At 61.2% G+C, this 26,491-nt stretch carries 23 protein-coding genes; 15 read left to right on the forward strand and 8 right to left on the reverse strand.

Annotated features, from left to right (window positions below):
* Positions 1-77: 77 nt before the first annotated feature.
* From purF to OW493_RS01910, 4 genes are all read left to right on the forward strand, one after another.
* Positions 78-1,592, forward strand: coding sequence for an amidophosphoribosyltransferase (gene purF, locus OW493_RS01895; RefSeq protein ID WP_077372413.1), 1,515 nt, complete (start codon positions 78-80; stop codon positions 1,590-1,592).
* A gap of 232 nt (positions 1,593-1,824) precedes the next feature.
* The gene (locus tag OW493_RS01900) at positions 1,825-3,042 is read left to right on the forward strand and encodes an O-succinylhomoserine sulfhydrylase (protein WP_077372415.1); all 1,218 of its coding nucleotides are present in this window, start codon (positions 1,825-1,827) and stop codon (positions 3,040-3,042) included.
* Between the two features lie 290 nt (positions 3,043-3,332).
* Entirely contained in the window at positions 3,333-3,875 is a 543-nt protein-coding gene (locus OW493_RS01905; protein ID WP_077372418.1) for a cytochrome b, read from the forward strand.
* Positions 3,876-3,934: 59 nt separating this feature from the next.
* Positions 3,935-4,552, forward strand: a complete 618-nt coding sequence (locus OW493_RS01910; RefSeq protein WP_077372421.1) for a YceI family protein — start codon at positions 3,935-3,937, stop codon at positions 4,550-4,552.
* A gap of 120 nt (positions 4,553-4,672) precedes the next feature.
* On the opposite strand, the gene OW493_RS01915 is transcribed toward OW493_RS01910, so the two are convergent.
* Both OW493_RS01915 and OW493_RS01920 read right to left on the reverse strand, forming a co-directional pair.
* Entirely contained in the window at positions 4,673-5,290 is a 618-nt protein-coding gene (locus tag OW493_RS01915) for a LysE family translocator (protein WP_077372424.1), read from the reverse strand.
* Between the two features lie 391 nt (positions 5,291-5,681).
* Positions 5,682-6,548, reverse strand: coding sequence for a 2OG-Fe dioxygenase family protein (locus OW493_RS01920; protein WP_077372427.1), 867 nt, complete (start codon positions 6,546-6,548; stop codon positions 5,682-5,684).
* A gap of 673 nt (positions 6,549-7,221) precedes the next feature.
* Here OW493_RS01920 and OW493_RS01925 point away from each other — a divergent pair.
* Positions 7,222-9,012, forward strand: a complete 1,791-nt coding sequence (locus OW493_RS01925; RefSeq protein WP_254696435.1) for an EAL domain-containing protein — start codon at positions 7,222-7,224, stop codon at positions 9,010-9,012.
* Positions 9,013-9,408: 396 nt separating this feature from the next.
* On the opposite strand, the gene dinB is transcribed toward OW493_RS01925, so the two are convergent.
* Positions 9,409-10,467 carry a DNA polymerase IV gene (dinB, locus tag OW493_RS01930; RefSeq protein ID WP_084209067.1) on the reverse strand — a complete coding sequence of 353 codons (1,059 nt, stop codon included), beginning with the start codon at positions 10,465-10,467 and terminating at the stop codon, positions 9,409-9,411.
* Between the two features lie 154 nt (positions 10,468-10,621).
* On the reverse strand, positions 10,622-11,968 hold the full coding sequence (locus OW493_RS01935) for a Na+/H+ antiporter family protein (protein ID WP_077372432.1): 1,347 nt from the start codon (positions 11,966-11,968) through the stop codon (positions 10,622-10,624).
* A 300-nt stretch (positions 11,969-12,268) separates the two neighbouring features.
* Between OW493_RS01935 and OW493_RS01940 the strand changes: the two genes are divergently transcribed.
* Positions 12,269-12,889, forward strand: coding sequence for a YrbL family protein (locus OW493_RS01940; RefSeq protein WP_077372434.1), 621 nt, complete (start codon positions 12,269-12,271; stop codon positions 12,887-12,889).
* Between the two features lie 189 nt (positions 12,890-13,078).
* Here OW493_RS01940 and bioA read toward each other — a convergent pair whose 3' ends face one another.
* On the reverse strand, positions 13,079-14,383 hold the full coding sequence (gene bioA / locus OW493_RS01945; RefSeq protein ID WP_191236734.1) for an adenosylmethionine--8-amino-7-oxononanoate transaminase: 1,305 nt from the start codon (positions 14,381-14,383) through the stop codon (positions 13,079-13,081).
* A gap of 684 nt (positions 14,384-15,067) precedes the next feature.
* Here bioA and OW493_RS01950 point away from each other — a divergent pair.
* Positions 15,068-15,454 (forward strand): histone-like nucleoid-structuring protein, MvaT/MvaU family, encoded by a 387-nt coding sequence (locus OW493_RS01950; RefSeq protein WP_077372437.1) that lies wholly within the window; start codon positions 15,068-15,070, stop codon positions 15,452-15,454.
* A gap of 256 nt (positions 15,455-15,710) precedes the next feature.
* Here the strand turns inward: OW493_RS01950 and OW493_RS01955 are convergent, their stop codons facing one another.
* Positions 15,711-16,514 (reverse strand): anti-sigma factor, encoded by an 804-nt coding sequence (locus tag OW493_RS01955; protein ID WP_289863051.1) that lies wholly within the window; start codon positions 16,512-16,514, stop codon positions 15,711-15,713.
* A complete protein-coding gene (locus OW493_RS01960) occupies positions 16,511-17,167 on the reverse strand; it encodes a sigma-70 family RNA polymerase sigma factor (RefSeq protein WP_205700458.1) in 657 nt (218 codons plus the stop codon). The genes OW493_RS01955 and OW493_RS01960 overlap by 4 nt, the downstream gene beginning before the upstream one ends.
* Positions 17,168-17,488: 321 nt before the next feature.
* Between OW493_RS01960 and OW493_RS01965 the strand changes: the two genes are divergently transcribed.
* From OW493_RS01965 to OW493_RS01985, 5 genes are all read left to right on the forward strand, one after another.
* Positions 17,489-18,373: an NAD(+) kinase gene (locus OW493_RS01965; RefSeq protein ID WP_077372443.1), complete on the forward strand. Its 885-nt coding sequence runs from the start codon at positions 17,489-17,491 to the stop codon at positions 18,371-18,373.
* Positions 18,374-18,389: 16 nt separating this feature from the next.
* Complete coding sequence (locus tag OW493_RS01970; protein WP_289863054.1) at positions 18,390-19,457, forward strand: metallophosphoesterase; 1,068 nt, start codon at positions 18,390-18,392, stop codon at positions 19,455-19,457.
* A gap of 315 nt (positions 19,458-19,772) precedes the next feature.
* Complete coding sequence (locus OW493_RS01975; RefSeq protein ID WP_289863055.1) at positions 19,773-20,663, forward strand: rhomboid family intramembrane serine protease; 891 nt, start codon at positions 19,773-19,775, stop codon at positions 20,661-20,663.
* Positions 20,664-20,771: 108 nt separating this feature from the next.
* Complete coding sequence (locus OW493_RS01980; RefSeq protein ID WP_176493003.1) at positions 20,772-21,050, forward strand: DUF1315 family protein; 279 nt, start codon at positions 20,772-20,774, stop codon at positions 21,048-21,050.
* Positions 21,038-21,985: a DUF2797 domain-containing protein gene (locus tag OW493_RS01985; protein WP_289863057.1), complete on the forward strand. Its 948-nt coding sequence runs from the start codon at positions 21,038-21,040 to the stop codon at positions 21,983-21,985. The genes OW493_RS01980 and OW493_RS01985 overlap by 13 nt, the downstream gene beginning before the upstream one ends.
* 151 nt (positions 21,986-22,136) lie before the next feature.
* Here the strand turns inward: OW493_RS01985 and OW493_RS01990 are convergent, their stop codons facing one another.
* Positions 22,137-23,690 carry a RimK family protein gene (locus OW493_RS01990; RefSeq protein ID WP_191236736.1) on the reverse strand — a complete coding sequence of 518 codons (1,554 nt, stop codon included), beginning with the start codon at positions 23,688-23,690 and terminating at the stop codon, positions 22,137-22,139.
* Positions 23,691-23,910: 220 nt separating this feature from the next.
* On the opposite strand from OW493_RS01990, the gene OW493_RS01995 reads away from it, so the two are divergent.
* The 3 genes from OW493_RS01995 (at position 23,911) to OW493_RS02005 (ending at position 26,197) form a co-directional block, all read left to right on the forward strand.
* Positions 23,911-24,537 carry an N-acetyltransferase gene (locus OW493_RS01995; protein ID WP_284728084.1) on the forward strand — a complete coding sequence of 209 codons (627 nt, stop codon included), beginning with the start codon at positions 23,911-23,913 and terminating at the stop codon, positions 24,535-24,537.
* 78 nt (positions 24,538-24,615) lie between these two features.
* Positions 24,616-25,104: a YajQ family cyclic di-GMP-binding protein gene (locus tag OW493_RS02000; protein ID WP_077372461.1), complete on the forward strand. Its 489-nt coding sequence runs from the start codon at positions 24,616-24,618 to the stop codon at positions 25,102-25,104.
* A gap of 250 nt (positions 25,105-25,354) precedes the next feature.
* Positions 25,355-26,197 (forward strand): S1-like domain-containing RNA-binding protein, encoded by an 843-nt coding sequence (locus tag OW493_RS02005; protein WP_077372464.1) that lies wholly within the window; start codon positions 25,355-25,357, stop codon positions 26,195-26,197.
* Positions 26,198-26,491 lie beyond the last annotated feature (294 nt).

Below are 26,491 nucleotides of genomic sequence, written 5' to 3' on the forward strand. Positions count from 1 at the left end.
CATATTGCCATGTGGAGGCGCGCTGATGATGGCTGGCGCCTCCCTCTCCTAGTGTGTATCAGTGAGGTAATGACGGGATGTGCGGGATTGTAGGTTTGATGGCCAACGCCTCGGTAAACCAGGCGCTGTATGACGCGCTGACCGTATTGCAGCATCGTGGGCAGGATGCCGCGGGGATGATGACCTGGCACGAGGGTCGTTTCCTGCTGCGCAAGAGCAATGGCCTGGTGCGTGATGTCTTCCGCACTCGTCACATGCAGCGACTCAAGGGCAACATGGGTATCGGCCATGTTCGCTATCCGACCGCTGGCTCTTCCAGCGAGGCGGAATCGCAGCCGTTCTACGTCAATTCGCCCTACGGCATCACCCTGGCGCACAACGGCAACCTGACCAACTCCGAGCAGCTCAAGCAGGAGCTCTTCTCCTCCGACCTGCGTCACATCAACACCAGCTCCGATTCCGAAGTGCTGCTCAATGTCTTCGCTCACGAGCTGGGCAAGCAGGGCATGCGTCTGGGCGCGGGTGATGTCTTTGATGCGGTACGTCGTGTGCACCGTCGCTGCAAGGGTGGCTATGCCGCCGTATCGATCATCAACGGCACCGGCCTGGTCGCCTTCCGTGATCCGCACGGGATTCGTCCGGCGTGCTTCGGCAAGCGCGAGGCTGCTGAAGGTACCGAGTACATGATCGCTTCCGAATCCGTGGCGCTGGACGTCGCCGGTTTCGAGCTGATCCGTGACCTGGCACCGGGGGAAGCCGTCTTCATCGACATGGAGCGTCAGCTTCATACCCTGCAGTGCGCTGATGATCCGGTACTCAAGCCGTGCATCTTCGAGCACGTCTATCTGGCGCGTCCGGACTCCCTGCTGGACGGTGCCTATGTCTACGGCACCCGCATGCGCATGGGGGAGAAGCTGGCCGACAAGATCGTGCGGGAATGGCCGGAGCAGGACATCGATGTCGTCATCCCGATTCCGGATACCTCGCGCACGTCCGCTCTCGAGCTGGCTCAGCATCTGGGAGTGACTTACCGCGAAGGTTTCATGAAGAACCGTTACATCGGCCGTACCTTCATCATGCCGGGGCAGACGCTGCGCAAGAAGTCCGTGCGTCAGAAGCTCAACGCCATCGATATTGAGTTTGCCGGCAAGAACGTGCTGCTGGTGGATGATTCCATCGTGCGTGGCACCACCTGCAACGAGATCATCCAGATGGCCCGTGAGGCGGGCGCGAAGAATGTCTACTTCGCCTCGGCGGCGCCAGCGGTTCGCTATCCCAATGTGTACGGTATCGACATGCCGGCCGCGGAAGAGCTGATCGCCCATGGTCGTACCGAGAGGGAAATCGCGGATCTGATCGGCGCGGATCGTCTGTTCTATCAGGATCTCGATGACCTGAAGGACGCCTGTCGCGAGGTCAATCCTGCCCTCGACGAGTTCGACTGCTCCGTGTTCGATGGCATCTACGTGACCGGCGATATCGATGAGGCCTACCTCAACGACCTGCAGGCCTCACGCAACGATGGTGCCAAGAACGCAGGCGAGACCCACGCGGTCGTGGATCTACACAACGATTCCGAAGACATCGACTGACCCCATGACCTGTCTCGCGTGACAGGTCATGGCAGGGTGAGTGATTCGCAACGGGCTCCGGAGAAATCCGGAGCCCGTTGCGCGTTCAAAACCGGTAACATTGACCGACAGCTTTCTGCTCTGTTTCCCGGCTCATGAAAGAAGCGCCCGCGGCGCGTAACCTGACAATCCCGTGAGCCATGTCATCCGAGACAGAGATCAGCGGATTCCATCAGTAGAGGTACTGGACACCATGCACGACGACAATCTTTCCCGCGCCGACCTTTCCCGCGATGAGCTGGGACTGGAGACGCTCGCCATCCGCGCCGGTCACTTGCGTGGCGGTGAGCAGGAGCACGGCGAGCCCATCTACACCACGTCCAGCTTCGTCTATGGCAGTGCGGCCGAGGCGGCAGCCAAGTTCGGTGGTGACGAAGCCGGCAACATCTACTCGCGCTTCACCAACCCGACGGTGCGCTTCTTCGAGGAGCGACTGGCGGCAATGGAGGGCGGTGAGCGCTGCGTGGCCACCAGCTCCGGCATGGCCGCGATCATGTCCACCGTGCTGGCCCTGCTGGAAGCCGGGGATGAGATCGTCGCCTCGCGTTCCATCTTCGGCTCCAGTGTGAGCCTGTTCACCAAGTACTTCGGCAAGCTGGGCATCACCACGCGCTTCGTCGAACTGGGGGATCTCGAGGCCTGGCGCGCGGCCATCACACCGTCCACCAAGCTGCTGTTCGCCGAGACGCCGTCCAACCCGTTGTCCGAGATCGGTGACATCAAGGCGCTGGCAGCGCTGGCACATGAACATGATGCATGGCTTGCCATCGACAACTGCTTCTGCACCCCGGCATTGCAGCGTCCGCTGACCCTGGGCGCGGATATCGTCATCCACTCCGCCACCAAGTATCTGGATGGGCAGGGGCGGACTCTGGGCGGGGCAGTGGTCGGCAGCAGTGCGTTGATGGAAGAGGTCTTCGGCGTGGTGCGGACGTGCGGGCCCTGCCTGAGTCCCTTCAATGCCTGGGTCTTCCTCAAGGGACTGGAGACGCTCAACATTCGCATGGAGGCCCACTGTGCACGTGCGCTGGAGCTGGCGCACTGGCTGGAAGCGCATCCTGCGGTCGAGCGCGTCCACTATTCAGGCCTCGAGAGTCATCCGCAGCATGCACTCGCCAAGGCTCAGCAGAAGGCCTTCGGTGCCGTGCTGGGGGTGGTCATCAAGGGAGGTCGTGAAGGGGCCTGGTCGGTCATCGATGCCACGCGCATCCTGTCGATCACCGGCAACCTCGGTGATGTGAAGACCACCATCACGCATCCTGCCACCACCACGCATGGCCGCTTGAGTGATGAGCAGAAAGCGGCCGCCGGTATCGTGGACGGCATGGTGCGCATCGCAGTGGGCCTGGAAGATCTCGATGACATCAAGCGTGATCTGGCGCTTGGGTTGGATCGCCTGGCGTCTGCATGAGTCGACCAGCACTGTCGTGAGGGAACGCCCGGCCATGCCGGGCGTTTCTGCATCTGCTCTGCCATGACGGTGGCCGGTGTCTCGGGAAGAGAGCGCTCAGCGCCGGCATGGCTGGCGCGGCATGATGAGAAAGGGGTGGGACTATCGCTTGGCGCGTGGCAGGCCAGTGGGTAAGCTGGCAGCCATGGGAAGACATCATCACGCTACGGTGTCGTATCGCGGTTGAGAGCGTCGATCACGGCAGGTGGGCTCACGCTCGGCGCGTTGGATGACAGGACAGGGAGACAAGCATGTGGCGCAATAGTCGTCGGGGGTGGGGCTGGCCCGTCATCGTGATGCACTGGCTGTCGGCGCTGGCCATCATCGGCCTCTTCGCCCTCGGGTGGTGGATGACATCACTGGGCTATTATGATCGCTGGTATCAGCTGGGTCCCTGGTGGCATCGCTCCGTGGGCGTGGTGCTGTTCGTGATCACGTTGCTGCGCCTTGTCTGGCGAGCCATGCAGCCGACGCCACAGGCGCATGGCTCCCGCATCGAGCAGCGGGCGGCGCGCATCGGGCATGCCTTGCTGTATGCATTGCTGTTGCTGGTGATGATCTCGGGGTATCTGATCTCGACGGCGGATGGACGAGCCATCAGCGTATTCGGGCTGTTTGACGTGCCTGCCTTGCTCAGCGGGATGAAGGATCAGGCGACGTTGGCAGGAGACGTTCACTGGTACGCGGCCTGGGCGCTTGTCATCCTGTCGCTTGGTCACGCCGCTGCCGCCTTCAAGCATCATCTGATGGAGGGCCAGGACACGTTGCGACGTATGCTCTGGCCGCTGCGCTGAAAGGAATTGCCGGCCACCACGGCGGCACCATGCATGACGAATCCTCAAGGAGCTAGGACATGAACGACACATCCCTGACACCCAAGGCCTTCTCGCTGGGCAAGACGTTCGCTGGCGGCCTTCTGGCAGCGGCACTCCCCTTGATGGCGGGCCAGGCTCAGGCCTCGGACTATGTCATTGACACCAAGGGCCAGCACGCCTTCATCCAGTTCAAGATCAGCCATCTCGGCTACTCCTACGTCCTGGGTGAGTTCAAGGACTTCACGGGGACCTTCCGCTATGACGAGGGTCAGCCCGAGGCGTCAAGCGTCAAGGTCGAAGTCGATGTCGACAGCCTGGACAGCGCCCACGCCGAGCGCGACAAGCACATCAAGTCTGCTGATTTCCTGGATGCTTCCGAGTACCCGACGGCGTCTTTCGTCTCCACCGGGTTCACCTCTTCCGGTGATGGTGCCGGCAAGCTGACGGGGGATCTGACACTGCATGGCGAGACGCAGCCGATCACCATCGATGTCGATCACATCGGCGGTGGAGAAGACCCCTGGGGCGGCTATCGTCAGGGCTTCGAGGGCACCACCACGCTCAAGCTCGCCGACTATGGCATCGACACCTCCAAGCTTGGGCCAGCGGCCGCGACGGTCGACATGTACCTGGTGGTGGAAGGTATCCGTCAGTAACGGTGCCATCCGTTGCATGACCTGAGCGAATTGCCTCAGTGATCGAAGAGAACGCCCCTGTCATGTGATTGACAGGGGCGTTCTCGTATCGGCGGCCAGACTGGCGCAGGAGGCCGGTGCTCAACCACGCAGTGCGAGGTAGCTGCCGGCACCGATCATCAGGCTTGCAGCGCTGCGGTTGAGGCGTCTGACGGCTCGCGTCGAGCGCAGATGGCGACGAATGCGGCCTGCGGCGTAACCGACAGGGACGACCCCGATCAGCAAGGCACTGAGATTGAGAGCGGCCGCGATCACGATATCGCCACCACTCAGGCGGGTGATGTCCATGAAGGTCGGCAGAAAGGCGATGTAGAACAGGATGACCTTGGGGTTGGAGGCCGAGATCAGGAAGCCCTGCAGGAAGCCACGCCACCAGCTTCCGCGCATGTCGGGAATTTCCGTGTCTTCCAGGCTGGGCCGGCAGGTCCAGAGCTTGTACCCCAGGTAGATCAGATAGGCGGCCCCCAGCAGGCGGATGACCAGAAAGAGCTCGCTCCAATGGGTCGCCAGTGCCGAGAGACCGAAGACGGCCGCCAGCATGTAGCAGACGTCACTGAGGCTCATGCCGACGGCCATCGGGACACAGGCATTGCCTCCCTGGCTCATGCCACGCGCCATCAGGGCGAGGATTCCGGGGCCGGGAGTGATCCCGAAGAGGAAGATGGCAAGGAAGAAGGTCAGTCCTGATTCAAGCGTCATGAGGATTTCCTGTCGTGGAAGGCGCATCGTGGGCAACGCCTCTGTCATGAGTCGAGTATATCGCCTGTACATGGCGCGCGGACAATGAAACCGATGCGCTTGGCATGCAGGCGGAAGCCGTTGGCGGGGCTGTTGCAGGAGGGGGGTCGGTCGCGATCAGGCTGAGGCCTTCGGGCCAGTCAGGAGTGGCACGCCAGGCCAGCCGGTTGCCCGGCTGGTTCCTCGTGTCGTGCTCAGGTAGCGTGCTGCGACGCTTGAGTGCAGGTCAGGTGGGGAGGCCTCGGAAGCTACCGATCCCCCAGGATGAGATGAGGAAAGCTGTCGTCGAGGCAGTTGTGCGGGCGATGCCCGGACACCGGGTTGCCAGTCTGCTCAGTGGAGTCGAATGGCTTCACTCGCAGTCGTTCAGGACTGCCCCCGGGAAGTGACGACGCAGCATGCGGTTCTGGAACTCATCGATGAATGAGCAGTTGATGATGATGATGAAGCGCTCGAAGTGCTGGCCCGCGTTATCCTGAGTGATGGAGCTGACGCTGTGGAACAGCTGGTCATCATGGATGTGCAGAACCTCTCCCGGTGCCAGCTCGGTGGTCGCCAGCAACTCGCTGCCGGCCTTGTCGCGGTAGAGGGTATTGATGGCACCACTGACGTTCTCGCGATTGAGTACCAGAATGCTCAAGTACTTGCAGCCATCGGCGTGAATGCCTTGTCCCTGGAGAGGGTCGATGGTGCCGTCGCCGCGGACACCCGTGATCTGCATCAGGATCGGCTCACGCGGCCCGATGCCCCACATGTCGGCCCAGGCCTTGACGAAGGCGCGCACGTCGTCGCGCTCGGTGAACGCCGCTTCCAGCGGATCGTAGTATCTCAGGCGGTCCGCCATGCTGGCAGCATCATTGAAGCGTCCACCCTGTGCCATCGGGCACTCGCCAAGGGTTTCGACTTCCATCTGGTCATTCAGGTGCAGCCAGGACATGCGCTTCCAGCGTGTGTTGACGTAAGGGTCACGGGGAAGGTTGTCCAGGAAACCCTGCCAGGCGTTCAAGTCAATGTGTGGAGTGATCGTTGCCTTGCTCCAGTGCTGACGAGCCAGCTCCTCATGCACGCTTGTCGGCCAGTACTCAGAGATCCTGGGCAGCGAGAGAGCGCTATCCTCTGATGACGTTGCCGGGTAGCGATCGTTGAGAGCGCTCTGGTCCAGAGTGAGTTTACGGGAAGCATCGGCCAGCTGACGTACACCACGGTTTACGATGTTCATGCAAGAATTCCTCGATGTTTCGGCATTTAGCGCCTGTTGGAAGGTGTTGCGTTCGCAACGTCGAGGAGAATGGGAAGATGCATGAGAGAGAGTCAAACCAAGCGCGCGGCTTAGAGCGTTAATCTTGCGTAAGTATCATCAATATGGGCGTCTGGGCGATGGAGGGGTATTAGAGGTCTGATCTCCTGGCATCATGTCAGTCATGAGCGGTATTCTTTGTCGCCTTTCGGCGAAAAACGGCATGGGCAATGCGTGACACACGTGCTGGTAGCGTTGAGAGGAGGCGTGTGTCACGGCGGGTTTGGCACTGTGTTTATGCGAGGCAGACACTTAGACTGCTATTGGCTCCAGTGATGTATATCGCGATAACTCAGCGGATTCAGGCAACGTGCGTGTCCCCGCCGAGCACCGGTCGGTAGACAAGATGGTAGGGGAGGTATCCTGGATCATGGCAGATGGGTCTCGTCAGACCGGAAGAGCGACTGGAATTGCGCTCTTTGGAACAGTGGTCGCTGCCATCGCGATCGGCCTGCTGGTGGGGGTCGTGGCAGTGCAGGACATCATCGGCCGCTGGCCTTCAGCGCTGCTGATGGTGATTATTGGCGCAACTGCGGGCATCATGCTGATTCGTCATCGTCAGATGGCATATCAACAGCACACGCAGGAGGCGGTCATGCAGACTAGTGTTGTTGGCCCCTCGGCCAGCATGGGACTCCCCGCCAGTGACCAGCGCTTTCGCGAATTGCTGGAAAGCCTGCCACGTGTGGCAGTGCAGGGGTACGACAGCCAGCGCCGAGTGATCTATTGGAATGAGGCCAGCGAGCGACTGTATGGTTTCAGCGAGCAGGAAGCTCGAGGGCGTTGTCTTGAAGCCTTGCTGATACCGGATGAAATGGCGGACATCGTGGTGGATGCCCACCACGCGTGGGTCAATCACGGCACCCAGATCCCGGCGAGCGAGCTTGAGCTGAAGCACAAGTCAGGCGCACCGGTGCCGGTGTTCTCTCACCACGTCATGTTGGGTGAGCGGTCGGACAATCCATTGATGTTCTGCATCGACATCGATCTGGCGGGCGAGCGCAAGGTGCAGCGTGAGCTGGACTACATGACGCGATTCGATCCGTTGACCGAACTGCCCAATCGGCAGACGTTCGAGACTGAGCTCGAGAACATGCTCGGGGAGTGTCAGCGTCACGGCGATACCTTGATGGTGCTGTTCCTGGATATCGACCACTTCACCGAGATCAACGATACCCAGGGCTATGAGATGGGGGACCTCGTGATTCGCAGCGTCGCGTCGCGCTTGCAGGGGTTCCAGCGGAGTCAGGATCTTCTGTCACGCTTCGGCGGCGATGAATTCGTCATGGCGATGCCGCGCCTGGATTATGAAAGTGATGCCTTGTCGGTCGTGCAGCGGATCCGCGAAGATTTCCAGCGCCCCTTCCAGATAGAAGGGCGTGAGTTGTTGCTGCGTCTGAGCATCGGCGTCAGCCTCTATCCCGAGAATGGCAATGATGCGCCGGAACTGGTGCGCAATGCGGACGTCGCCAAGCACCGAGCGAAGCAGGCCGGGCGTGATGGATATCAGTTCTTCAACCAGGAAGTGCGCGATGCCATGCTGCATCAGCATCATCTGGCGGGGCGCCTTCAGACGCTGCTGAGCGAGGATGGGGGTGGCGAGCTGTTCCTCCACTTCCAGCCTCAGGTCGCGGCGCGCAGTGAGCGTATCGAGTCGGTAGAGGCGCTGATGCGCTGGCATGCGCCCGAGGGGCCCATTCCCCCGACTGACTTCATCAAGGTGGCAGAGCGCACCAATCTGATCGAGCGCCTGGGTGACTGGGTGATTCGCCAGGCATGTCGCCAGCAGGCCGAGTGGCATGCCATGGGGATCAAGGGCTATCGGATCGATATCAATATCTCCGGGCGTCAGGCGATCAACAGCGACGTCTTCCAGCGTCTTGAGGCATGCGTGGCGGAATATGGCCTGACGCCACGGGACATCGGCATCGAACTGACCGAGAACGTATTGATCGATGCTGACGTCAAGGTGCGCGATAGCCTGCGTGCCCTGCACGACAGAGGCTACAAGATCGCGATCGATGATTTCGGGACCGGCTACTCCTCGATGAGCTACCTCAAGATGCTGCCGGTGACGGCGCTCAAGATCGATCGCTCCTTCGTGATCGAATGTGCTCAGGAACCCAAGGATCGCGCCATCATGGAAGCGACGGTCTTCCTCGGGCATCGACTGGGGCTGGAGGTGGTGGCCGAGGGGGTGGAGAATATCCAGCAACTCGAGCTGTTGCGTGAAATGCGCTGTGATCTCATTCAGGGATACTACTTCTACAAGCCCATGGCGGCGGCGGACATCCAGCGGCTGCTGTCCGGGGGCAACAACCCGCCTCATCCTGGCGCCCATCGCCCGTCCAGTGATCCAACCAGTGCATCCAACGGTTGCCATTGAGTCAGCGTTGATCCGGTGCCGTTGTGGCATGGGACTGTTGCTGTGGATCGGCTTTTTAGTTTGCGGGCTAAAAGATATGATGCTGACAGTTGAAGCGGATGGACTGTCATCATCATCGATGAATCTGGGCATTCCTTCCTGACACCTGCGGGTCGAGCATCTCATGCTCCCTGCAGGTGTTTGCCGAGAGTGGCTGCGTCGTTCAATGCGCAGAGCTGTTCGCCCACTCTCGCTTCCTGCCTGCATTGCAGGTTGCGATGGTTCCTTGAGCGGGTTTCACGACCCTTCCGGCGATACCCTTGGGGTATCGATGACCGGACAAGCCAGTCCTTGTGACTGGCTTTTTTTATGCCTGTCATCCGTCCGTCAAGGTTGCCAGTCAGGCGCGGCACCCTCTCAGAACAGCCCCAGCTGTTGCGTCTCTTCGTGGGCCTTGAGTCGGACACCGACTCCCAGCAGTCGCACCGGTCGATGGCCACGTTGCCAGGCTTGCTCCATCAGCAGTGCGAAACTCCTGGCGTCCGGCAATGAGAGGGTGGAGGCGGGGAGGAGGCTTTCCAGCGTGGTGCTGGTGAAGTCGTTGAAGCGTACCTTGACGAACTGCTTGGCCAGCACCGGCTGTTCCTGGCGTGCGTGACGCTCCCCGAGGCGCTCCATCAGCATGGGAAGCTTGGCGAGGCAGGCGGAGAGATCCGGAAGATCCTGATCGAAAGTGCGTTCGACACTGATGGACTTTCGCTCTCTCTCGACCTTGACGGGGCGGTCATCAATGCCATGAGAGAGTTCATGCAGGCGATGTCCGAATTTGCCGAAGTGTTCGACCAGTGTGGTCAGTGGTGTCGTGCGGATGTCATCGCAGGTGGTAATCTCCAGCCGATTGAGGCGGGCCAGCGTGGCCGGGCCGACGCCATGCAGCTTGCCGACGGGCAGCTTACGAATGAAGGCGTCGCTGGACTCTGGCGTGATCACCGTCAGGCCATCGGGTTTCTCCCAATCACTCGCGATCTTGGCCAGGAACTTGTTGGCGGCCACGCCGATCGACAGCGTGATCCCGGTGCGCTTCAGGGCTTCTTCCTTCAGCCAGCGCGCCATCCAGGTCGCGCTTCCCTGAAATTCCTCGATGTCGCTGACGTCCAGGTAGGCTTCGTCCAGCGATAGAGGTTCCACCAGTGGTGTCAGTTCGTGAAACAGTGCCTGGATCTCCTGCGAGACGGCACGGTAGCGCTCGAAGTCGGGGGGGACGAGTATCAGTTGCGGACACAGGCGCAGGGCGCGCGCTGTGGACATCGCAGAGCGGACGCCGAAGGCGCGAGCCGGATAATTGCAGGTGGCGATCACGCCACGTTGCTCGGTGCGGCCACCGATGGCGATGGGCACCTCGCGCCACTCTGGGTGACGAAGCATCTCGACGGCGGCGTAGAAACAATCGCAGTCAGCATGAAGGATCTTGCGCATTCGCGCATCATCCTAAAAGACTGGATGGCTGTCCAGTATCAGGCGGCGTGTCGCCTCATTCTTCGCCCAGAGACGACAACGCCCGGCAGACGTGATGCCTGCCGGGCGTTGTCGTATTTCCTGTTGCCGTTGCCAGGCTACCCTGGCCGGCGGATTACAGCGTCATCGCCGCCACCCAGCCGAAGACGATCAGCGGGATGTTGTAGTGGATGAAGGTCGGCACCACGCTGTCCCAGATATGATCATGCTGTTGATCGACATTCAGGCCTGCCGTCGGGCCGAGTGTGGAGTCAGAGGCGGGGGAGCCAGCATCGCCCAGTGCGGCCGCGGTGCCGATCAGGGCGACGGTCGCCAGGGGGGAAAAGCCGAACTGCAGGGCCAGCGGGACATAGATCGCCGCGATGATCGGGATGGTGGAAAAGCTGGAGCCGATGCCCAGCGTGATGAACAGACCGACCATCAGCATGACGAGCGCGGCCAACGGCTTGTTGTCTCCGATGATGTGGAAGGAGGCATCCACCAGGGTCTGGATATCACCCGTGGCTTTCATGACGGAGGCGAAGCCGGCTGCCGAGATCATGATGAAGCCGATCAGTGCCATCATGCGCATGCCGGAGGTGAACAGGTCGTCGGCTTCGTTCCACTTGAACAGGCCACCCAGGGAAAGAATGGCGAAGCCGACCAGGCCGCCCAGGATCATCGAGCCGGAATAGAGCTGGATGCCCAGGGCGGCGATGATGGCGACCCCAGCCATGATCAGGCCGCTGCGGGATGGTGCGTGCACTGGAGTATGGTGCGGGACATTGGTCGACTTGATCTCGCGATTGGCGTAGTCACGCGGCTTGCGATAGGAGACGAAGACCGCAGTCAGCAGTCCCAGGAACATGCCGCCTACCGGAATGGCCATCGCCATCGGCACCATGCCGCGGGTGACTTCCAGCCCCATTGCCTGGCCCGCTTCATTGATGTTGGCCAGCAGGATGTCATTGAGGAAGATGGAACCGAATCCCACCGGCAGCAGCATGTAGGGAGCCGTCAGACCAAAGGTCAGGGCACAGGCGACAGCGCGGCGATCCAGGCGCAGGCGGTTCATGGCCACCAGCAGTGGCGGAATCAGGATCGGAATGAAGGCGATGTGGACAGGGATCAGGTTCTGGGACGAGATCGCCACCAATGTCACGCTGCCCAGCAAGCCGTACTTGATGGCGGTCTGACGGCGAGGGGTGCTCTCCCCATTGAGCATGCCGATCAGGCGTGCGGCAAGAAGATCCGGCAGGCCGGAGCGAGACAGGGCCACGGCAAAGGCACCGAGCGTGGCATAGGCCAGGGCGACCTTGGCACCACCGCCGACGCCGTCGTTGAAAGCGCCGAGAGTGTCAGTCAGAGACAGGCCACTGAACAGGCCGCCGACCAAGGCGCCGGCCACCAGAGCGAAGACGACCGAGACTCGGGCCAGTGACAGGCCGACCATGACCAGAACGGCCAGTATTACCGCATTCATGCGAGTACCTCATTAAGGGAGATGTGCCAATGGAGCGGGGGGTTGCAGGTGTGCGCGGCCACCCGATCCCGGGCAATACCTCGCAAGTCGTGCTGATCGCTTACGTCAGGCGGTTTCGTCCTGAAACTGCCAGAAAACGGCGCGTTATCATACCAGAGCGAGGTCCCAAGCTGAATGGCCGATGAATGACCTCATGGAACGCGGCCGCCGGCGGCACGGTTGGCGCAAGGGAAGGGCTTTTTGTAGAATGCCACGCTGCCCGGCGGCTGCAGTCGCAGGCGTTATTCAACAGGAGAGCGCATGCTGGAGCTTGAAAATGCCCGTGTCATCGGCATGGGCAATGATCGCCGTGTCTATCAGGACCCCCGTGATCCTCGGCGCTGCATCAAGGTACCGCGCTATCCCGACAAAGGAAGCCGCCAGAATCAGCGCGAGCAGCGCTACTTCGAAGGGCTCGTGAGGCGAGGTGTGCACGACTGGTCCTACGTGCCTGCCTATCATGGCAGCGTGGCGACCCGAGAGGGCCTCGGGCTGGTCTTCGATCTGATACTCGACGATGACGGCACGACCTCGCGCCGTCTGCGAGAGGTCTGTCATGAAACTCCCGAGCGGGTGGGGGAGGAGGCATTGATGGATGAGCTGGCCAACCTCTATCGCTATCTCGACAAGCGTTGGCTGATACCGTCCGACCTCAATGATCGCAACATCGTGGTCCAGTTTCGCGAGCATCAATCCCCGCGCCTGTGGTTGATCGATGGCATCTCCAATCCGGACTTCATCCCCCTCGCCACCGGTATCGCCTGGTTGGCGCGCCGCAAGATCGCCCGCCGCTATCGTCATTTTCTCAAGAAACTGATGAAGGGCGGGATGCTGACGGCAGATGCACATGCGCGCCTCGAGCGGCGTCTCTGGGGAGATTGAGCGCTTCCGACCGTATTCCCCTGTCGGGAGATGGGCCTCGAATCTCGGCGTTGAGAGAAGAGAGAAGGAAGAAGGAAGAAGGAAGAAGGAAGAAGGAAGAAGAGGGGAGTGATGAGGGCGATCGTCATTCTCAGTCACTCCCCGTCAGCCGACAGGCAGCCAAGCAGATCCCTGTCCTGACGTCTTGCCTCAGAGATTGTCGGTAAAGTGGCTCTTCATGGCATGCGTGATCTTGCGCAAGTCGTCGTGTGAAGTGATATAAGCCGGCATGGTATAGAGCCAGCGGCCGAACGGTCGCAACCAGACCCCTTGCTGACGAGCGTGAGCCTGAGCCCCTTCAAGACTTGCTGCATCGTGAACTTCTATCACGGCAGTGGCTCCCAATACGCGTATGTCGCCAATGGCGGGATGTGAGAAATCCGCGAGTTCCTCTCGTAGTACCTGATTGAGGCTGGCGATCTTGCCGAGATAATCGTCTTCCTCGAAAACCTTGAGGCTTTCCAGTGCCACTCGGCAAGCCAATGGGTTGCCCATGAACGTCGGGCCATGCATGAAGGCAGTATTGGCATCCTTGCCATCGAAGGCATGAAAGATATGGCTCTGGGCGAGGGTGGCAGCATGTCCCAGATACCCTCCCGTCAGTCCTTTTGACAGCACCATGATATCGGGCGTCACATCTGCATGCTCACAGGCAAACAGTTTTCCAGTACGTCCGAATCCTGTCGCGACCTCATCGAAGATCAACACCACGCCGAACTCGTCACATAAATCACGTGCCGCTTTCAGGTAGTGAGGCGAGTACATGTTGAGGCCGCCGGCTGCCTGGAGCAGCGGCTCCATCAGCAGGGCGGCGATGTCATCATGCGTCTCGAGCTCTCTGCGCAGCGCTGCGATGTCACCGAGGACCTCTTCATATGGCGCCGTGAATCCCGCCGTCGGTGCCGGCGCGAAATGATGTCTGGGCAGGAAGTCGGCAAACAGTGAGTGCATGCCCTCTTCCGGGTCGCAGACCGCCATGCAGCCTGCCGTGTCCCCATGGTAGGCCTTCATCAACGACAGCATTCGCGTCCGCCCGCGAGTGTCATCACGATCCTGACGCTGTTGCTGGTATTGCACTGCCATCTTCATGGCGACTTCCATGCCGACGGAGCCACTGTCCGAGAAGAACACGTGGTTCAGCCCCTCCGGGGTGATGCGCACCAGTGCCTCGGCCAGCGCCATCGCCGGTTGGTGCCGAATGCCCCCGAGCATCACATGACACAATTGAGCCGCTTGCTGCTGAATCGCGGAGACGAGTCGAGGATGGCCATAGCCATGGATCATGCACCACCAGGAGCAGGTTGCGTCCAGCAAGGTCTCGCCGTCACTCAGTGTCATGCGCGGCCCGACTCCGCCCACGACCTCAAGCGGGGCAGGCATCGCGTGCATCTGCGTATACGGATGCCAAAGTGCTTGCGGCTGATCGGCATGTGAGGCGGTCTGGGGGTAGGACATGATGTTCTCCATCGACGCTGACGGCAATTGAGTCTCTTTGTTAACCTTGAACACTTTATCAGGTTGACATGATTTGTGAAGTGTCACTTTCTGGAGGGGGTGATGTCTCTAATATTGCCGGCGAAAATAGTGCTGGGGGATTGGTGGAGCCGAAGCGAAGGTTTACTTTCCTCTGTGTCTGCATGCTTTTGAGGATACGCTCAAGAACAAGAGGGACTCGGAGTGATGATGTGTGATGAAAGAGCTACTGAAAAAGTCACAATATGAATACTTCATGAAAGCTGCGGCTTGCCAGCGAGAGAATTTACCTGCCTGTGATGTCGATGTGATTCTACAATACCGCCTGACGGCCGCTGACGCCCGCCATATAGGGACTCTAGGCTCATGTCGATTCTAATTAACGATATTTGCAGGCAGAGACTATTTTGAATTCACATATCTTTTCGAGTGCCAGCTATTGCATTCCAGAGAGCGCTTGATTAACTTGTCGTTAGTTGATTAGTGCTTCACGGCGTGGACATGCTTGGTCTATAATCCCTTCAGCTTCTGTAGGGTCTTACTGTCCCAAGTCCCTGCGTGAGCCAAATCCAGGAAGCAGCTGTTATTTGTTGTTCGGCGAATTCTTTCGCAGCACCTGTTTCCGGAAGTGAATTCCTGACTGTCCCGATACCCTTGGAGAACCCCATGTCCCTGTTGACCGATTTCATGCAGAAAGAACAAGAGCTCAAGAAACTTCAAGAGCAACTGGAAAGCCTGCGCAACGATGATCGCCTGAAGAATGAGCTGGAATTCAAGGACAAGCTTGATTCCCTGATGAGTGAATACGGCAAGTCCACTCGCGACGTGATTGGCCTGCTGGATCCGAAAGCCAGCCAGACGCCGGCAGCTGCCGCGAGTGCGGAAACCAAGGCCGGCGGCGTTCGTCGCAAGCGCAAGCTGAAGGTCTACAAGAATCCGAATACCGGTGAAGTGATCGAGACCCGTGGCGGCAATCACAAGCAGCTGAAAGAGTGGAAGGAAGAGCACGGTGCCGAAACCGTCGAATCCTGGCTCGAGCGTACCGAGAGCTGAGTTGACACTTTCCTTGAGCATCTGCTGAAGAGATGGTTGACCAGACACGAAGAAGCCCCGCCATGGCGGGGCTTCTTCGTGTCTGGCGTTCGTGTCTGGCGTTCGTGTCTGGCGCTGATGTTGCCATTGCGCTGACCTTGCTCCCCTTGGCCTGGAGGGCCTCCGAGAGCATGGCGCCTCCCGCCCTGCACGGCGAGCCTCTGATGAGAAGGCATGGCGTGGCAGGGCGGGCGAGCCTGGGCAGAGAGTGCTCCCGTCAGCTGTCGATCTGTCCCAGGTTGACCAGGCGGCCGATGGCCAGCACCTTGCCGGTCGGTTTGCCGGTCGGCGAACCACCGTTGGGCTCCAGTGTCATCTCGAGCAACTGGCCCGGACTCATGCGGCCGATCTGCTCGGCGCTCAACTCGATACCTGCCACCGGGTCCACCAGACCCAGCGAACGCGGGCCCTCCGCTGGATCGGTCAGGGTCCAGAGTTCGATGGCGCGATCCGTCGGACGCTCGATACTGACCTTGGGTGTCAGCTGAAGTCCGCCATCGGCCGTGACACTGGCGACCCAGGTCGGCGTGGCAGGGTCCTCGAGAGTCTGTAGCACCGCGACCATGCGCTGCGCGGATGACTCGGGCACTTCGGTCGCCACCGGCGGGGTGCCCTCTTGTGGTGATTGAGGCGCGAAGGGTCCCACCTGCATCGCCAGAGCAAGGGCGAGTCCGGCGCCCAGCCCCAGACCCAGCCCGCCTCCCAGCCAGCGCCACAGCCAGGGGGCTTGCGGAGCAGGAGCGCCACCCGTGTCATTGGCTGGCGTCGGAGTCTGCTTGAGGCGCGTCAGGCTGGCATCGATGCGTTTCCACAGCGAATCGGAGGCCGGTTCCGGCGGCAGGCGATCACTGACGCTCAGCCAGTGCTGCTGCCAGCGAAGTGCCATGCGGGCGGCCTCATCGTCACGTTCTATCCAGGCGCGCACCTCGGCTTCACGTTCGAGGTCCAGCAGGCCCAGGGTGTGTTCACCCAGCAACAGATTCTGCTCTTGTGGAGATTCGGGGATCGGGGAATGGTTCATCGTGACAGGCACTCCTGCAGTCGCTTGAGTCCGGCACGGATGCGGCCCTTGATGGTGCCGAGCGGGGCGCTGAGTTTTTCGGCGATCTGCTCGTGGGTCAGGCCCTTGAAGAATGCCAGCAGAATGGGTTCGCGTCGTGGGGCTTCCAGCTCACCCAGACAATCGCTCAGCTGATGGGCTGTCTGACTGTCGTGTGCTGCCGCTTCCGGGTTGGCGAGCAAGTCGGCGAGGCTGTCGAGCGCCTCGCTGTCACCGCGGGGCGTCCGTCCCTGGGCCCGCAGCTGATCCAATGCACGATAGCGCAGGATGGTGAACAGCCAGGCGCGGCCATTGCCGAGTTCACGGCGATATTGGCCGGCATTGGACCACAGCTTGATGAAGGCATCGTGGACGGCGTCCTCGGCCTGATCCCGGCTGCCGAGCAGGCGCATGGCAAGTGCCAGCATGCGGCCGGACTCAAGGTCATAGAGGCGACGAAAGGCGGTTTCATCACCGAGCGCACAGGCCTCTATGGCACTGGCGTGGTCAAAGTCGTCCGGGTCTTGCGAACTGACGGGTGTCGTGTGTGCTGGCATCGGGGGCCCGACTCCATTGGCTGGGAATCCATCGTTCAGCTGACGGTAGTCGCCCCATGAGAGGTTGGCAAGTGACATGGAGAGAGCTCCAGAGTCGTGTGAACCCCTCGGCTGTGACATTGATGGTGCACGTCGAGGAGGCATGAAGGTGATTTGATGGCGAGACATGCAGAGCATGGCGTGCTGGTCCGGTCCCGTTGAGTCGCTGTCTGTCACACGCGGGCGTGGACCGGGACAATGTCTTGCGATATGCCTGAACTAACGCGCCATTCAGGCAATTGGATGTGCTGATATCGCCAAGGGTGGGTAGTGGCTTGATGCAGCAACGGAAAATGCAGGTGCATTGCCGCTGGTCAAGGGAGTCCGCATAATGTTCTGCATGACAGCCCGGGAGGCGTGATGAAGCAGCAATTCAATACGATCGGCGTGATTGGTCGACTGGGCAGTGCTCAGGTAGTGGACACGCTCAAGCGCTTGATTCGCTTTCTTGAGGCTCGCCAGCTGGCGATGATCATCGAGGAGCGCACGGCGACGCTGTTGCTTGACCATGGCCTTGAGGTGGCGAGCCGTCGTCAGATGGGCGAGCGCTGTGATCTGGTGATCGTGGTGGGCGGTGATGGAAGTCTGCTGGGCGCGGCGCGTGCATTGTGTCGCAGTGGCACGCCGGTACTGGGCGTCAATCGCGGCCGGCTGGGCTTTCTCACCGACATCCGTCCAGATGAGCTGGAGGAAAAGGTCGCCGAGGTGCTCGAGGGTGACTACCTCAGTGAGCAGCGGTTCCTGCTGGAGGCGGAAGTCTTTCGGGACGGCGAGAAGATAGGTGCGGCGGACGGCCTCAACGATGTCGTGCTGCATCCTGGCAAGGCGGCGCGGATGATCGAGTTCGAGCTGTTCATCGATGGCCAGTTCGTCTATTCCCAGCGCTCCGATGGCTTGATCGTGGCCACTCCGACCGGCTCGACCGCCTATGCGCTCTCTGGCGGCGGGCCGATCGTCCACCCGCGCCTGGAGGCCATCACGCTGGTGCCGATGTTCCCGCATACGCTGTCCAGTCGTCCGATCGTGATCGACGCGGCCAGCGAGATACTCCTGCACATCAGCGCCAGCAACACGACCTATCCCCACATCAGCTGCGATGGCCAGACTCAGGTGGTGGCCAAGCCCGGCGATGTGCTCAAGATTCGTCGCAAGCGCGAACGTCTGACGCTGATCCATCCGCTGGAGCACAACTATTTCGAGATCTGTCGCACCAAGCTCGGCTGGAGCAACCGCCTCGGCGAATGACATCAAGGCAAGCAGCATGAACGCATTCGTGGCGCCACGGGATGGCTATGATCTGATCGGTGATGTGCACGGCTGTGGCGCCACGCTGGCGGCGCTGCTGGAGAAGCTCGGCTATCACCTGAAGGATGGCGTGTATTGTCATGCCACGCGCAAGGTGATCTTTCTTGGTGACATCATCGATCGTGGGCCTCGTATCCGACTGGCCGTCCAGTTGGCCAGCCGGATGGTGGAAGCCGGTGAGGCGTTGATCGTGATGGGCAACCATGAATACAACGCGCTGGCCTATTGTCGGCGTGCACGCCTGCGGGAGAGTGGCGATCACCGTGATTTTCTGCGCCCGCATACCTCGCGGCACAATCGCATCATTCGCGAGACGCTCGATCAGTATCAGCATCATCCCGATGAGTGGGATGACGCATTGAGCTGGTTCATGCGCATGCCACTGTGTCTTGAACTGCCGTCGCTGGGAGAGGGCAAGAGTGGTCTGCGCGTGGTCCACGCCTGTTGGGATGAAGCGCTGGTGCGTCCGTTTCTGGCGCGCTTTCCGGATGGCTGCATCGATGAAGCCTTCCTGCAGGACTCCGTCGACCCCTCGAGCTTTGCCTATCGGGTGCTGGATCGCCTGACTCGGGGGACCAGTCTGCGCTTGCCGGAGGGCGTCGAGATCCACTCGGGGGATGGCTTCACGCGCCGCAGTTTCCGGGCGCATTTCTGGGCGCGCGAGCCTCGCACCTATGGCGATGTGGTGTTCCAGCCCGACAATCTGCCGGGAGAGCTGGAGTCGCGCTGGTTGAGCGAGGGCGAGCTCGAGAAATTGCCGTATTACGGACCAGAGCAATTGCCATTGTTCCTGGGGCATTACTGGTGTGAAGGCGTGCCTGCGCTCCCGGCGACCAATATCGCCTGTCTCGATTACAGCGCCGTCAAATGCGGTCGCCTGGTCGCCTATCGCTTCAGTGGCGAAGCGACGCTGGATGCCGCCAATTTCGTCTGGGTGCCGGTGCCGCGCGAACCCTCGAGTCGTCCACTGCCGGAAGAGTTGCCGGCCGAGGAGTTGTCGGGGCGCGGTGAGATGAGTGGATAGCGTGCTGGGCCATAGTCATACCTGCCGGACTTTCTCATCGCCATTGTTTTTTTCAATAAGCAGCCAGTGAACCAAAGCGCCATCCCGGACTCAGAGTAAGTGTTCCCTTGAATGATCCCTTGCTCAGTCCGGTGCCCCCCACCGGACTTTTTTTATGCCTGTCAGTTTGTCATCGCCGCCATCGCGGCTCTCCAGACAAGTCCCTATCCAGAGTGGCATCAGCTGGATCTGCCACCGACCGCCCATCGGCGCTCTCGACGTCGGGCTACTGTCGAGAGATGCCATCACGCTGACTTGTCACTGCAAGGACACTGCATGTTCCAGGTTCTGACTCTAGACGACTCCTTCGATACGCTCGCACTGCGTCAGGCGCTGTGGGCGGAGAAGATCGGCCACCAGATCACCTCCGAGCGCGTCTCGACCCCTGACGGGGAGGCGGTGCGTCAGATGTTGTGGCTGGCGGACCCCGAGCAGCTCCCCCGCGTGATCGCGATGCTGGAGCGCCACTCACGCGGAGAGCCGCTGCGCGATGAGGCTGCGGAGGCGTCGGGTTTCTCAAGCGGCGCATCGGGCGGTCTCTGGCAGCTCGTCAGACAGACCCCGCTGACATGGCTGGTCGGGCTCGCCTGTTGCCTCACGGTACTGTGTCAGTACGTGCTGGGTCAGGCGGCGGTGTTCGAATGGCTGGCCATCGTGCCCTTTGAGCTGGTGGGCAGTCAGCACATTGCACCGGCGCCGTTGTCCACGACACTGGCGGGGGAGTGGTGGCGGCTGTGGTCGCCTTCCTTGATGCATTTCGGCATTCTGCATCTGGTCTTCAATCTGCTGTGGCTATGGGTGTTCGGGCGCCAGATCGAGGCCATCGATGGCGCCTGGCGCTTCGCGCTGGTGGTGCTGGTGAGCGGGGTGGCTGCCAACCTGGCGCAGTACGCCACCGGCAGTGTGCTGTTCGGTGGGCTCTCGGGAATCGATTTCGCCGTGATCGGCTATGTCTTCATCGCGGCTCGTCGACGGCCGATGCTGGGCTATCAGATGCAGCGCTCGCTGATGATCTTCATGTTGATCTATCTGGTGCTGTGCATGACACCGCTATCGAGTGCCATCGGCCTTGGGGCCATCGCCAATGAGGCGCATCTCGGTGGACTGCTGGCAGGACTGGTGCTGGGATTCGTGCTGCCGCGCCGCGCACCGGGCACCACGTCATGACAGCCAGGCGGATGACAATGATAGAATGGACGCATTTTGCACGGCGTGGCGTCACGTTGCCCGCGTGGCGCTGCCCCCGCGCCGTGCTCCAGCATCAGGAGAACCCCCATGAGTGACATGACTTTCGACGGGATGGTCGAACAGATGACCCCGGCCATCTACGAGAGCCTCAAGCAGTCCATGCAGCTGCGCAAATGGCCGGACGGCCGGGTGCTGACCTCGGAGCAGGTCGAGCTGTGCATGGAAGCCGTCATCAAGTACGAGGTCCACAACAACGTGCCTGCCGAGTCACGTGTCGGCTTCATCGACAACGGTACTTGCGGTCCGCGTGACGGTGACGACACTGCTTCACGCGATGAGCCGGAGCAGATCAAGTGGGTCAACTGACACTGGATGATGCACTGGACGTCGATGGCGCACCTCAGCCCGCTGTGGAGTCGGTGACCCTGAGAGGGGACATCCGCAAGATGTCCATCGTGCCTGCCGGTGAGGCGCTTGCGATCGATACCTCGGCGGATGCGCAGTCAGGCTCGCGTGAGCCGCTGGCGGCCAGCTATGGCCTGCGACTGGGCGAGATCACCCAGCCGCTGAACGCCTATATTGGCCATAAGGTACGCCTGGACTTCACCGGTCAGATCCACTGCAGCCATTGCGGGCGCAAGACCAAGAAGAGCTTCGCGCAGGGGCATTGCTATCCCTGCTTTCGCAAGCTGCCACAGTGTGATGGCTGCATCATGAAGCCGGAGACCTGCCACTTCGCGGAAGGAACCTGTCGTGATCCTCAGTGGGGTGAGGAGCATTGCTTCCAGCCGCATATCGTCTACCTGGCCAACTCCTCCGGCCTCAAGGTCGGTATCACCCGCAAGACCCAGATGCCGACGCGCTGGTTCGATCAGGGTGCCATCCAGGCCTTGCCCATCGTCGAGGTCTCCAATCGTCTGCAGTCAGGGCTGGTCGAGGTGCTGTTCAAGCAGGCACTCAATGACCGCACCAACTGGCGCGCAATGCTCAAGGGCGATGTGGCCGAGCTGGATCTGGAAGCCGAGCGTGATGCACTGCTCGAGCAGATGGCCGAGGGTCTGGCGGCGCTGCAGGCGCATTGCGGGGAAGACGCCATCCGGGTACTGGATACCACGGCATTGGCCTTCGAGTTTCCGGTGCGTACCGCGCCGACCAAGGTCACCTCGTTCAACTTCGACAAGACACCCGTGGTGGAAGGCGTTCTCGAAGGGCTCAAGGGTCAGTATCTGATCCTCGACAGCGGGGTGATCAATCTGCGCAAGTTCACGGGGTATGAGATCGAGGTCCAGCTCGGCGAATGACGTCGTCCCGTGTTGAAGAATAAGCTCAAGGCTAATGAGGATGACAACGCCCGCGCTCCCTTCCAGGAGTGCGGGCGTTGTCGTATGGCCTGGGGATATCGAAGAAAGATGCCGGCCCGACTGGTTCAGCCAGCGGATTCAGCCGGGGGATTCAGCCGAGCACGGGCTGGCGGCGCGCCTGCATGCGCTCCAGGAAGACCTGCATCACTCGGTGGTAGAGCTCGCGTCCCAGCACGACATCCTCGACCCCCGCATCCAGATTGGGGTTGTCATTGACCTCGATGACCACCACGCGATCCTCGAGCTGCTTGAGGTCAACTCCATAGAGCCCATCACCGATCAGACGTGTCGCCTTGAGAGCCGCCTTGATCACGGCGGGGGGCACATCACTCGGGTCAACGGTGGCAAAGCCGCCGGAGCGGGTGCGGGCGCCGCTGTGGTCATAGATCTGCCAATGGCCACGCGCCATGTAGTAACGGCTGGCGAACAGCACCTTGCCGTCGAGCACGCCGATACGCCAGTCGAACTCGGTCGGCAGCCATTCCTGCAGCAGCAGCAGAGCGGAGTCATGGAACAGTCGCTCGGCTTCACGCACCAGTGTCTCCGGCCCGTCAATCTTGACGATGCCGCGCGAGAAGGCACCATCCGGCACCTTCATCACCAGCGGATAGCGCATGTGCTGTCCGCGTTCGGCCAGCTGGCGCAGTTCGCCGCGATGAATCAGGCGCCCCTGTGGGGCGCTGAGGCCGCGAGCCTTCAGGAGCTCATGCAGGAAGACCTTGTTGGTACAGCGCAGAATCGACTGACTGTCGTCGATCACCACCAGCCCTTCGTGTTCGGCTCGCTTGGCCATGCGGTAGGTATGGTGGTCCAGGCTTGTGGTCTCGCGGATGAACAGCCCATCGAATTCGGCCAGACGTCCCTCGTCACGCTTGGTGATCAGACTGACATCGATGCCCAGGCGGCGTCCCTCGCGGATGAAGTGCTTGAGCGCCGTACGATTGGACGGTGGCAGTGCCTCATTCGGGTCTACCAGCATCGCCAGGTCGAAACGGTAGTGGCGGCGCGCCTTCGGGGTGCGCCAGACCTTGCGGGAATGGCGGTTGAGCGCCTGGGCAAAGCGATCCTCGTCCGTTTCCGCCAGATGGCTCAAGGATTGCGGGCGCACTCGCTTGAGGGTCCAGCGCTCGCCACGCGCCTCGAGTCGTACCTCGAGCAACGGGCAGGGCAGTCGCTCGAACAGCTTGCGACCGAGACGTGCCAGTGCGGGGTCATCGCTCTCACCGAAGGTCAGCAGCAGGTCGAGATGCGCATGCTTGCCGGTCTCGTGGGGGACTGTCTGCGGGGCGGGCAGGGCGCTCTTGCGCGTCAGCTCCTCAAGCAGCACACGGATGCTGCCCAGTTCCATGTCGATCAGTGACTTGCGCGACAGCTGGTTGAGCGTTTCCACCGACGGCAGGGCTTTCTGTCCGCGCGCCTGTGCCAGCAGCGAGACGTAATAGCCGATCCCGAGGTAATCGAGCCCGCCGCAGAGATTGATGACGTGGGTCGCGGGCTGCGGAGCGTCCTGGTCTGCCCGGGCCGTGGGCACGGAGCTGTCGTGGGAGAGCTCGGACAGAAAGTCGTGGGCGCTGATGACATCATCACTGGGATAGAAGGCGCGCCAGTCACTGACACGGTCAACCACGATACGCAGGCGGGACATTGAGTAGCCTCGAAGGGCGGGCACCGAAGCGGTGCCGAATGCAGCGCATCATGAAAAACAATCTCCGTCATCGCAATAGGCAACAAGATGAAATAATTTCATGCAAATAGGTCGAGACAAGACGTGCCTGCATGCCCAGAATGCAGCGGATTGCTACCGCCCCACGACACCTTGATTTCAGGGCTGCCTCAGGGCGCTGACAGGCGGGAGAGCCTGCATCATGACCCCCATTCTGCGTCCGGCGATCCGGGCCGATCTCGATGCTCTGGTAGAGCTCGAGGAAGTCAGTTTCGATAGCGACTGGTTCAGTCGTCGTCAGCTGTCCCATCTGATTCTGCGTGCCAATGCACGCACCCTCGTCATCATCCAGCCAGAAGGCGATGGCCCGGACGCCCTGCCGGCGGCAGGCAATGCGATGGCCGCACTGTGGCCGGCGGGCAGCGTGGCGCAGGATGACGCCACCCCGCTGCGCAGCGTGCTGGGCTATGGCACCGTGCTGTTCCGACGCAATTCACGCCGGGCACGACTCTATTCCTTCTGTCTGCATCCCGAGGCGCGCGGACGCGGTCTCGCCCAGCGTCTGCTCATCGCGCTCGAGCAGCTGGCCATCGAGCAGGGCTGTGAGCAGTTCGATCTGGAAGTGCATACCGGCAACGGTGCAGCGATCACCCTCTATGAGCGCCACGGCTTTGCCAGGAATGGTCGCCTGCGCGATTACTACGCCGACGGCGCGGCGGCCTGGAAGATGCGCAAGTCACTGGTGATTCCCTCATCAAACCCGCCCGCCAGCAGCAGCGACGTCAGGGCTGAGGGGATCTCGACGTGGGGAGATGCGGGCGCTGCCTGACGGCCGGGCATGGCGCGCGTCGCCCCCATGGGCTAGGATGCGCTGTTTATTCTTCATGGCTTCAAAGGAATCGCTCCCATGCCGTCATTCGATATTGTCTCCGAACTCGACAAGCACGAAGTTCAGAACGCCGTCGATCAGGCCAATCGCGAACTTGCGACACGCTTTGATTTCAAGGGCGTGACTGCCGGCTTCGAACTCGAGAAGGAAGAGACCGTCAATCTGGAAGCCGACGCCGATTTCCAGCTGCGTCAGATGATCGAGCTTCTCAAGGGTCGCCTGATCGCGCGTGGCATCGACGTGCGTTGCCTGGAAGAGAAGGACGCCGACACCGGCGGTGTGCGTGCCCGCCAGCAGCTGGTGCTGCGTCAGGGGCTGGACCAGCCGACCGCCAAGAAGATCGTCAAGGCGCTCAAGGATGCCAAGCTCAAGGTCCAGGCCCAGATCCAGGGTGAGAAGGTGCGCGTCACCGGCAAGAAGCGTGATGATCTCCAGGGGGCCATGGCCTTGCTGAAAGGTGACGAGAGCATCGAGCTGCCGCTGCAGTTCAACAACTTCCGCGACTGATCTTCCTCGCGCGCCTGGCGCTCATGTCACGGCTGACCGCTGTCAGCGGCAAATGTCGTCGACAAGTGTCAGGGGCGCCACTCTCAGCACCGTTCGCTCTCGGCGAGCGGTGCTGTGTTCGTTTGAATCGCTTTGAAAGCGTCACGTACCCGTTTCAGGCGCTGCGCTCTCAAAGCGTTTCACCATCTTCGTTCGTCATATTCGCGTGACGCTCGCCCCGGGTGGGTCGGGCTGCGCAAAGAGAGGTTACATGTCTGCTCCGCTCGCTATCGGCCAGCGCAATACCCTGACCATCACCAAGCGGGTCGGCTTCGGCGTCTTCCTCGACGGCGGTGACCGCGGTGAAATCCTGCTGCCGACTCCCTTCATTCCTGCCGGTGCCGATATCGGTGACGCGGTGGAAGTCTTCGTGAGTCTTGATGATGAAGACCGCCTGCTGGCCACCACGCGCTATCCGCGCGCCATGGTCGGTGAGTTCGCCGCCCTCAAGGTGGTCGAGGTCAACGACATCGGCACCTTCCTCGACAATGGCCTGGGCAAGGACCTGCTGCTGCCCTACGGCGAGCGCAAGCGTGAGCTCAAGGCGGGCCAGTTCGCCATGGTGCACGTGGGGCTCGACAAGCACAGCGATCGCATGGTCGCGTCGATGCGCCTGGATCGCTGGCTGGACAAGACTCCGGCCGAGTACACCGTCGGTCAGGAAATCTCCGGCCTGGTGGCGGCGAAGACCGAATTGGGCATGAAGATCATCATCGACAATGCCCATTGGGGGCTGGTGCACCATGATCGCATCTTCACCCGCCTGCATATCGGCAATCGTCTGCGTCTGTGGGTGCTCAAGAATGATGGCAACGGCAACATCGACCTGACCCCGCAGGCCCCGGGCCCTGCAGGCCATCAACAGCTGGCGGACCGCATCCTTGCACGTCTGGAAGCCAACGCCGGGGTGCTGCCGCTGGGTGACAAGAGCGACCCCCAGGCCATCAGCGACGCCTTCGGCGCCAGCAAGGCCAACTTCAAGCGTGCCATCGGCCACCTGAAGCGCGAGGGCAAGGTGACACTGGCCCCCACCGAGACGCGCCTGGTCAAGTGAGGCGCCGGTGATGCGTCGCGCATCGCCCGAGCGGCTTCTGCCGCGCCAGCATCACAAGCTTTCCATCGGCAATTTCGCTGCCACTCGTCGGTTCTCCGGCGGGTGGCAGTTGCGTTTGTGGGCAGCGCATGGCACCAATGAGCGTCAGGACCCTGCGGACCATGAGTCGCCCTGCGTGTCCATGACACGCCGAGCGTGCCGTGGCGTCATCCAGCGCATGCCTGATCACGCAGGAGCACCTGAGATCATCCCCACCATTGACAACAAGGATCGTCAGCCCATGTCTCCCGTTTC

Source organism: Cobetia sp. 14N.309.X.WAT.E.A4 (genome assembly GCF_030397495.1).
GTDB classification, from domain to species: domain Bacteria; phylum Pseudomonadota; class Gammaproteobacteria; order Pseudomonadales; family Halomonadaceae; genus Cobetia; species Cobetia marina.